Source organism: Kitasatospora sp. NPDC087271, from assembly GCF_044744605.1.
Lineage (GTDB): Bacteria > Actinomycetota > Actinomycetes > Streptomycetales > Streptomycetaceae > Kitasatospora.
The window spans coordinates 68,101-76,372 of record NZ_JBIUYQ010000032.1 but is presented as its reverse complement, the minus strand read 5'-3'; the positions used below and the strand labels follow the sequence as shown (position 1 = coordinate 76,372).

6 protein-coding genes are annotated in these 8,272 nt (G+C 71.8%); 1 reads left to right on the top strand and 5 read right to left on the bottom strand.

Translation table 11 applies throughout. The annotated features are described in order from the left end of the window. Positions 1–998: endonuclease/exonuclease/phosphatase family protein (locus ACIO9K_RS33950; RefSeq protein WP_400335587.1), on the bottom strand; the 998-nt coding region annotated here is incomplete at its 3' end. A gap of 86 nt (positions 999–1,084) precedes the next feature. Further along, entirely contained in the window at positions 1,085–1,438 is a 354-nt protein-coding gene (locus ACIO9K_RS33945; protein WP_400335585.1) for a hypothetical protein, read from the bottom strand. Between the two features lie 807 nt (positions 1,439–2,245). Here ACIO9K_RS33945 and ACIO9K_RS33940 point away from each other — a divergent pair. Further along, complete coding sequence (locus tag ACIO9K_RS33940) at positions 2,246–5,239, top strand: glycoside hydrolase family 3 C-terminal domain-containing protein (RefSeq protein WP_400335583.1); 2,994 nt, start codon at positions 2,246–2,248, stop codon at positions 5,237–5,239. Positions 5,240–5,314: 75 nt separating this feature from the next. Here the strand turns inward: ACIO9K_RS33940 and ACIO9K_RS33935 are convergent, their stop codons facing one another. The 3 genes from ACIO9K_RS33935 to ACIO9K_RS33925 form a co-directional block, all read right to left on the bottom strand. Continuing rightward, a complete protein-coding gene (locus ACIO9K_RS33935; protein WP_363619646.1) occupies positions 5,315–6,109 on the bottom strand; it encodes an SGNH/GDSL hydrolase family protein in 795 nt (264 codons plus the stop codon). A 75-nt stretch (positions 6,110–6,184) separates the two neighbouring features. Beyond that, on the bottom strand, positions 6,185–7,375 hold the full coding sequence (locus ACIO9K_RS33930) for an alpha/beta hydrolase (RefSeq protein WP_400335581.1): 1,191 nt from the start codon (positions 7,373–7,375) through the stop codon (positions 6,185–6,187). Further along, positions 7,372–8,124 carry a DUF2993 domain-containing protein gene (locus ACIO9K_RS33925; RefSeq protein ID WP_363619650.1) on the bottom strand — a complete coding sequence of 251 codons (753 nt, stop codon included), beginning with the start codon at positions 8,122–8,124 and terminating at the stop codon, positions 7,372–7,374. The genes ACIO9K_RS33930 and ACIO9K_RS33925 overlap by 4 nt, the downstream gene beginning before the upstream one ends. Between the last annotated feature and the right edge of the window lie 148 nt (positions 8,125–8,272).

Here is an 8,272-nt window from a genome sequence, read left to right as displayed (position 1 = left end):
CAGTCCGCCTTGCGGTCGGTGCCCCACACGTCGCCGCTGGGAGAGGTGTTGGCATTGCCCGCCCACCGGCCGCCCTCACCGGAGATGTAGCTGTCTCCCATCGAGACGACGGCGGGCAGCTTTGTCTGTCCACACTGCTCGGTCAGGGCTGCCAGGGCCACCCGCAGCAGGTTGTCGGGATCACAGACCTGGCGCGGGGCAGGCTGATTGTTGACGTTGTTCCGGAACTGCACTGGGTAGTGGTCGGAGGTGTTCTCGAACGTGAGGCGGAAACCGGTGTACTGATGGCCCTGTGGCATCCCCTTGGCCACCATGTAGTCGAGCTCGGAAACCGGCGCTTTGACAGGATAGGTCGGCAGATCGGAGCGGACCAGCTCGCTGCCCGCAGGCAGGGCGGGAAGCGATTCGGGAGTGCGGTTGAAATCCCCCATCACCGCCCAGTGGCCTCCCGACACGCGATCAACCTCGGCGAGTACATCGGGAACATTGTTCACCTGTCTCCCGCCCGTGCGATTTGTCGCATGCATGCTGTAAATCCAGGTGCCGTCCCGGAGCTTGAGGCCCAGAGTCGGCTTCGGGTTGTCGCCCGGCCCCACGGGCGCGATCACACGCACCTCCGTAACCTCGTCCTGGGCCTGGTTTACGACGAAAGCGATCGCCCGGTTATTGTTGTCCGCTTCCACCTTGTAGATGACACAGGGGCGCCCACCCACCTGGTCCGTACAGTTGGTCCAGTTGAGTCGCCTCACGGCGTACCCGTTGCTCTGAGTCACAGCACCCACAGCTGCACCGGCCGCAGGTTCCGCCTCGGCGAGATCTTCGTCCCTCACCTCCTGCACGGCAAGAAACTCGACCTTCCTCGCGATCGGATAGATCCCGTGACTCCACCGATCCGTCGAATTATTCATATTGAACGTCGCCATCGAATGGTCGCTCGCCGCCGCCACGGCCGATTGCGAGAAGGAAACCACCGAAAGAAGGCCGGAGAGCAAGGCCACTAGCACGGCAAAGGAAACTATTCGTCCCCTTCCCCGTCCATCAGCTACACCTCGCCGCGAGGACACCTCGCGCACACCATAAACAATCAACAATCCACTGCTCCTTGCCGCTCCCTGGGCCTCCGCGCCTCCGCCCCTGCGGACTGGCCACTGCTTGACCGGCCGATCCCACCGCATGGCCGTAGACAAGCGATGAACAGACTGTCAATGACCCACCGGGTGCTTCCCAGCAGCTGCGCGCCGTCCGGCGAGGTGGTCGCCTCCTGCAACACGATGACGTCGGCGTTGGCCATCAGGGCTTTGACCTCGCCCCATTTGTTGCCGCCCTGCATGTTGAAGGTGACGGCGCGCAGCTGCGGGTCGGTCAGCGCCATGGCGGGTGCAGGGGTCAATAGCGTGATCAGCGATCCCAGCAGGCCAGCCAGTGCAGCCGCCGCCACGGACCGTCTCCAACGCCCCGGCGGACCGGCGAAGGGGGAGAGTGAGGGCGATATGCCCTTGAGAATCCTTACTTGCTCACGATGCGCACCGGCTGCACAACGGCGGCCGATCGGCCTGAGCCATTCATGATGATTCGTCAACGCGCAATAAGGTCCGTTTCCCTTGACGAAGGTTCCACGACTGCTCAGCGACACAGAACAGTGCGAAGCGCTCAGTCCCATGACCGTGAAGCCGGAGCATGACTCGCCGAGGCGACAACCGGACCCGGGAACAGAAAAGGCCGACTCCACCAACGGGATCCGTGACCACCAGGCTGGCCGCAGCCGGTAGACAATCGATGAACACCGCTTCCGGCCGCACCTGGTCGATGAACTGCAGGTACCGGGCCGCGTGCAGGGTGCTCTCCGTCGACGCGGACGCGGTCGGAGCGCCCAGCGCGGACATCGATGTGGACGCCAGGAACGCGGCCATGCCTATGGCGATCCGTACTGGCCGGCGCCCGGGGGCGCACCGGCGGGATTTTCGCTGATCGCACCTCGGATTTCTTCCGTATCACCACCCGCATCGCGGGGCGCGGACAAGCTAGGGTCGGCGTGTTGACAGCGGATAGACGACGCGTCAACGACGGCCGGGCCGACGCCGTCCGCGCCCCCGCCTGCGCCCCTCGGTGACGGTTCGCGCCCTTGGTGCCTCCGACGCGCCCTTGCGCGCTACCTGCCGGTAAGTGTTAATGCGCCGTAAATTTGACTGGCCGTCACATTTTCCGGCCCTCCCGGCTCGGCCCGCCTTCGTCGAAAGGTGCTGCCATGCGGCGTATCACCTCGTGGACGCGAATACTCCGTTTCGGGCTCAGCGGCTGCCTCCTGGCGGCCGCCTCCGGCTCCGGCATGTGCCCAGCGGTCGCCGGACAGGCCGGTCCGCAGTCGCACGGCGGGCGGTCTCAGGACGGGGGGTCGCACGGTGGGTGGTCGCACGGCGGGCCGTCGCCGGAGCAGAGGATCGAAGCGCTCCTCGGCCAGCTGACCACCGACGAGAAGGCGACGCTGCTACAGGGGATCGCCGCACCGAACGGGGTGTACGCGGTCGGCTACGTCCGGGGCGTGCCGCGGCTGGGCATCCCGCCGCTGCTGCTGTCCGACGGCCCGGCCGGCGTGCGGGACGGGCAACCGGCGACGGCGCTGCCGGCACCGGTGTCGCTGGCCGCCGCCTTCGACCCGGGGCTCGCCACCACCTACGGCGCGGTGCTGGGCCGCGAGGCCCGGGCGCGCGGCTACCAGGTGCTGTACGCGCCGATGGTGAACCTCGTGCGCGTGCCGCAGGGCGGGCGGAACTTCGAGACGCTGGGGGAGGACCCGTTCCTCGCCGGGCGGGTCGCGGCGGCGGAGGTCCGCGGCATCCAGGCGCAGGGGGTCGCGGCGCAGGTGAAGCACTTCGCGGCGAACAACCAGGAGAACAACCGGCAGTCGTACAGCTCGGAGGTGGACGAGCGGACGCTGGCCGAGATCGAGCTGCCCGCCTTCCGGGCGGCCGTCCGGGACGGCCGGGCCTGGTCGGCGATGTGCGGCTACAACCCGGTCAACAGCATCTGGGCGTGCGAGAACTTCCCGCTGCTGCGGGACGTGCTGAAGGGCCGTTGGGGGTTCGACGGGGTGGTCGGCTCCGACTACCCGGCCACCCACTCCTCGGTGAACGCCGCGGCGGGCGGGCTGGACCAGGAGTTCGGCGGTACGACGTACTTCGCCGACCTGAACGCGGCCGTGGCCGACGGGCGGCTCGCCCCGGCCGTCCTGGACGACCAGGTGCGGAGGGTGCTGCGGCTGATGGTCCGGACCGGGGCGCTGGACGGCGGCCAGCCGCCCGGAGCCGGCCCCGGCCCCGGCTCGGGCTCCGGCCCCGGCTCCGGCCCCGGCTCGGGCCAGGCCGTCTCCGATCCGCCCGTCTCCGATCCGCCCGCCTCCGACCCCGCCGCCGGCGCGCGCGACGCCCGGGCGGCGGCCGCCGCCGGGACGGTGCTGCTGCGCAACCAGGGGCCGGTGCTGCCGCTGGACGCCGCCCACCTGTCGTCCGTCGCGGTGATCGGCCCGTGGGCCGACCACGCCTACACCGGCGGCTACGGCTCCTCGCACGTCGCCCCCTACCCCGACCAGGTCGTGACGCCTCGCCAGGGCATCGCCGCCCGGGCCGGTGCGGGCGTCTCGGTGCGCTACCACCCGGGCGACGACGCGGCCGCGGCCGCCTCGGTGGCCGCCGGGGCGGACGTCGCGGTGGTGGTGGTCGGCGACGAGGAGACCGAGGGCGCGGACCGCGGCTCGCTGGACCTCGCCCCGGCGGACGACGCCCTGATCCGCGCCGTCGCCCGCGCCAACCCGCGGACGGTGGTGGTGCTCAACACCGGCGGGCCGGTCACCATGCCGTGGCTGGACGCGGTGCCGGCGGTGGTCGAGGCCTGGTACCCGGGCGAGCAGAGCGGCACCGCGCTCGCCGACGTGCTGTTCGGCGACGCCGATCCGGCGGGGCGGCTGCCCGTCACCTTCCCGACCTCGGCGGCGGCCACGCCGATCCGGGACGCCTCCCAGTACCCCGGCACGGACGGCGCCTACCACTACACCGAGCAGCTCGCGGTCGGGTACCGCTGGTACGACGCGACCGCCACCGCCCCGCTGTTCCCCTTCGGCCACGGCCTCTCGTACACCACCTTCGGCTACAGCAACCTCACCGTGACCGGCCCGGACGCCGCCGGCCGGGTTCGGGTCGGCTTCGACCTCGCCAACCAGGGCGCCCGGACCGGCACGGAGGTGCCGCAGCTGTACGTCTCCTTCCCGTCCGCCGCCGGCGAGCCGCCGCAGCAGCTCAAGGCCTTCGACAAGGTCACGCTGGCGCCCGGCCGGTCGACGCACGTGGAGCTGGCGCTGGACCGCTCCTCCTTCGCGGTCTGGGATCCCGGCGTGCACGGCTGGCAGGTCCCCGGCGGGCGGTTCGGCCTCATGGTCGGCTCCTCCTCGCGCGCGCCGAAGTTGCAGGGCGCGGTGGACGTCCCGGGCTCTCCGGCCGTCTCCACCTGGTCCGGGCGGATCACCGGCGCCGACGGGTCCTGTCTGGACGCGGGCGCCGCCGCCGCGGACGGCAACGAGGCGGTACGGCTGGCCGGCTGCGCGGGCACGGCGGCCCAGGACGCCACGGTCGGCTCGGACGGTACCGTCCGCGCCCTCGACGGCTGCCTGACCCCGGCGGGCCCGGACGACGGCGCCGCCGTCCGGCTGCGGGACTGCACCGCGGGCGCCGACCAGGTGTGGCGCCCGGGCCCGGGCTCCTCGATCCTCCACCCGGCGTCCGGCCGCTGCCTCGCGGCCGCCGACGGCCGGCTGCTGCTGCGGACCTGCTCGGGGGGCGCCGAACAGAGCTGGGCCACCCCCCGCCCGAGCGGCCGGGTGACCGGCATCGCCGGGCAGTGCGTGGACCTCAACCGCGCCGACACGGCCAACGGCACCGCCGTCCAGCTCTACCGCTGCAACTCCACCGGCGCCCAGGACTGGACCGTCGGGCAGGACGGCTCCCTGCGGGCCCTCGGCAAGTGCCTGGACGTCACCAACGGCTGGACCGCCGCCGGGACGCCCGCCCAGCTCTACGACTGCAACGGCACCGGCGCCCAGCGCTGGCAGCCACGCGCGGACGGCACGCTCCTCAACCCGGCCTCCGGCCGCTGCCTCGACGCCCGCGACGGCAGCGGTGCCGACTGGACCAGGCTGCAGATCTGGGACTGCCACGGCGGCCCCAACCAGCGCTGGACCCTGCCCTCCTGATGCCCACCGCCGGCCGGGCGCCGTCCGCTGTCCGCCGCCGTCCGATGGCGGCGGGCGGCGGACGGCGGGGCTGCGTCAGGCGTTTGCTTCCAGAGCCGGGAGGTAGGCGCCGGCCTGGCCGGCGGCGGTCGGGTGGAAGGACTGTCCGATCGGCCAGTTCAGGGCGTGCAGCCAGGGAGCGGGGTCGCAGAGCTGGTGGCCGGCGAACCGGCTGGTCACATCCGCGTAGGCGAAGTTCGGGTACTTGGCGGCCTCGCTCTGGATGACGCTGTTCAGGACGTCGGCGCCGTCGTTGAGGGCAGCACGCCTGGCCGGGCTGATCCCCGGGCAGAGGGGGGCGCCGGGGTCGTAGAAGCGGGGGTAGCCGAGGATCACCACGTGGGCGTTGGCGGCGCGGGAGCGGATGGCGCCGTAGACGGTGTCGAGTTCGCCGGGGAGCTGGGTGCGGGCGGTGTTCTCTGCGGAGGAGACGGCGCTGAGGCAGGCGGCGTCGCTGCCGAGCAGGCAGGAGGCCAGTACGTCGCGCAGGCCGACGTCGTTGCCGCCGATGGTCATGCTGACCAAGGTGGTGCCGGAAGTGAGCGGGGCGAGTTGGTTGTTCACGACGTCGGTGGTGGTGGCGCCGCCGCAGGCCTGGAAGTCGAAGGTGGCCGGTGAGGTGGACTGGGCGTAGAGGTACGGGTACGCGTTGGTGCTCTGGTTGCAGCTGTTGAGGTACGTGCTGGATGATCCGCCGCCCGCGGAGTAGGAGTCGCCGAGGGCCACGTAGTTGACGGTGGCGGCGTGGGCGGTGCCGGTGGTGGCGGCGAGTGCGGTGGTCGTCAGGGTGAGGAGCGCGGCCGCGAGGGCTGCGGGGCGGGTTCGGCTCATCGGTTGCCTCCTTGGTGGGACGGCTGGTGTGTCAGTGGGGCTGTTCGGCGTTGCGGCGCGGTGCCCGGGACGCGGTCAGGAGTGCTGACCGAGGAAGTCGGCGAGCTCGTTGTCGTACCGGGCGGGGTCGGCGTTCCAGGAGCCGGTGTGGCCGGCCCCGGGGACGGTGACGAGTCGGACCTTGTCCGGCCAGTCGCGGGCGAACCGGGCGCTGCCGGCGTACGGGACGAGTGTGTCGGCGGTCCCGTGGAAGAGCAGCACGGGCTGTTCGGGGCCGCCGTCGCGCCGGTTCGCCGCCAGGGTGTCGACCTGGTCGAGGTCCACTCCGGCTCGGAAGCGGATGAAGGGGGCCGTGAGGTCGGCGATGGGGAACGGGAGTCCGAGGCCGGTGGCGATCGTGTCGATGGCCGCCCGGTAGTCGAGTGCGGGTGAGTCGAGGACGACTGAGCGGACCGCGCTGGTGTCCTGGGCGCGCTGAAGGTAGTTCTCGACGATGGCGCCGCCCATGGAGAACCCGTAGAGCACCACGCCGGAGGCTCCGTGGGCGCGGGCGTAGCGGACGGCGGCGTCGAGGTCGCGCCATTCCGTGTTGCCGAGTTGTCGGTTGCCGTTGGAGTCGCGGGGTGCGCCGGGGTCGTTGCGGTAGGTGATGTCGAGGATCGGGTAGCCGAGGTCGTGCAGTTCGGGCATCGTCCGCAGGCCCGCGCTGCGGCCGGCGCCGAGCCCGTGGACCTGGATGACCCAGGTGCTGCGCGAGCCCGGGAGGTACCAGGCGGGCATCGGGCCCAGGTCGCCGGGGTAGCTGACGTCCTGGTAGTCCAGCCCCACCGCTCGGCGCGGGTCCGAGTTCCACACGGTGACGATGATCTTCGCCTTGGCGCCGACGGCGGGTGGGGCGGTGGCCTGGAGTTCGCGGGTGACGGTCTTGCCGTCCGAGGCGAGGACGCGGCCGAGTTCTCCCGAGCGCCGCTGTGCGGATCCGCTGTCCTGCCAGACCAGGCCGTAGGTGCCGGTGTAGCGGCTCTCGTCGGTGGCGGGAAGGGTCACCGTCGCGTTCCCCACGGCGATGACGCGGGTGTTCAGCGGGGTGTCGTCGGTGGGGTGCAGCAACTTGCCGGTCAGTAGCCACAGCGCGCCGGACGCCGCGGTGAGAGTGAGGACGAGCAGGCCCGTGACGGCGACGACGATGCGTCGGCGCAGGCGGGTGCGGCGGCTGGACGGTGGTGTCGTGGGGTCGGTCATCGCCGGGGTCGGTTCCTGGTTCATGGCTGCTTCAGCGTGGTGGGGCCGGAGGCCAGGGTGAGGGCGAGTCCGGTCGGTGTGACGGTGAGTGAGACGGGCTTGAGGGACAGGGGATAGTCGGTTTGTCGGTTCCGCGCGGTGAGCTTGGTGTTGATCTGGTCGAGCTGGGGACCGGTGATCGTTCGGCCGAGGAACTGCAGGCTGGTGGCGGTGATGGTGACCCGGCCGTCGGCCAGGGCGGGCTTCAGCGTCAACTGGCCCATGCCACCCGGGCCCAGGGCGAGCAGGAGGGTGCCGGTGGCGGGGTCGGTCCGGGTGCTGCTGACGGGAACGCCCTGGCCCGAGTCGTGGATCGCTCCCGCCAGGGAGTCGGCGGGGATCGTGACGGTGGCCCGGACGTCGGACGCCGTCGCGGGCTCGGCCAGGTGGAGGTCGTCGAGCGTGATGCGGACCGAGGCGCCCGTGAGTGAGCCGAGGTGGGCGTCGTCCGCGCCGAGCGTGACGTGATCCAGGTGCCGGTCGAGGATCGCGAGCAGCGCCGGGCCGGCGCCGGTGTCGACCGTCACCCGGGTGTCGAGCGCCTTTCCCATGCGGTCGGCGATCCGGCTCTTCAGGACGTGCCGGGTGACGGCCTCGCCGCCCCCGGCGAGGGCCAGCACGACGGCCACGGGCAGGACGACGGCGCGAGTGATCCGGCCTCGCCGGGTGGTCGGGCGGCGGAGGCGGCCCAGCCGCGCGGTGGCGGTTCGGGCCGGTTCTGGACGGATGGTCATCATTGTCCTGCTGTCGTTGTCGGGGCGTCGGAGGGGGCGGGCGGCCCGGTGCGGTCCCGGCGGCGTCCTGTGGTCGGCCGTTGTCCTGGGGACGGGGCGCGACCGGTGCGCGTGAGCAGCACGACGACCGCGACGATCAGGAGGGCCG

Coding starts and splice junctions, on each gene's coding strand:
- ACIO9K_RS33935 (WP_363619646.1), bottom strand. CDS start 6,109: ATGAGCCGAACCCGCCCCGCAGCCCTCGCGGCCGCGCTCCTCACCCTG.
- ACIO9K_RS33940 (WP_400335583.1), top strand. CDS start 2,246: ATGCGGCGTATCACCTCGTGGACGCGAATACTCCGTTTCGGGCTCAGC.
- ACIO9K_RS33925 (WP_363619650.1), bottom strand. CDS start 8,124: ATGACCATCCGTCCAGAACCGGCCCGAACCGCCACCGCGCGGCTGGGC.
- ACIO9K_RS33930 (WP_400335581.1), bottom strand. CDS start 7,375: ATGAACCAGGAACCGACCCCGGCGATGACCGACCCCACGACACCACCG.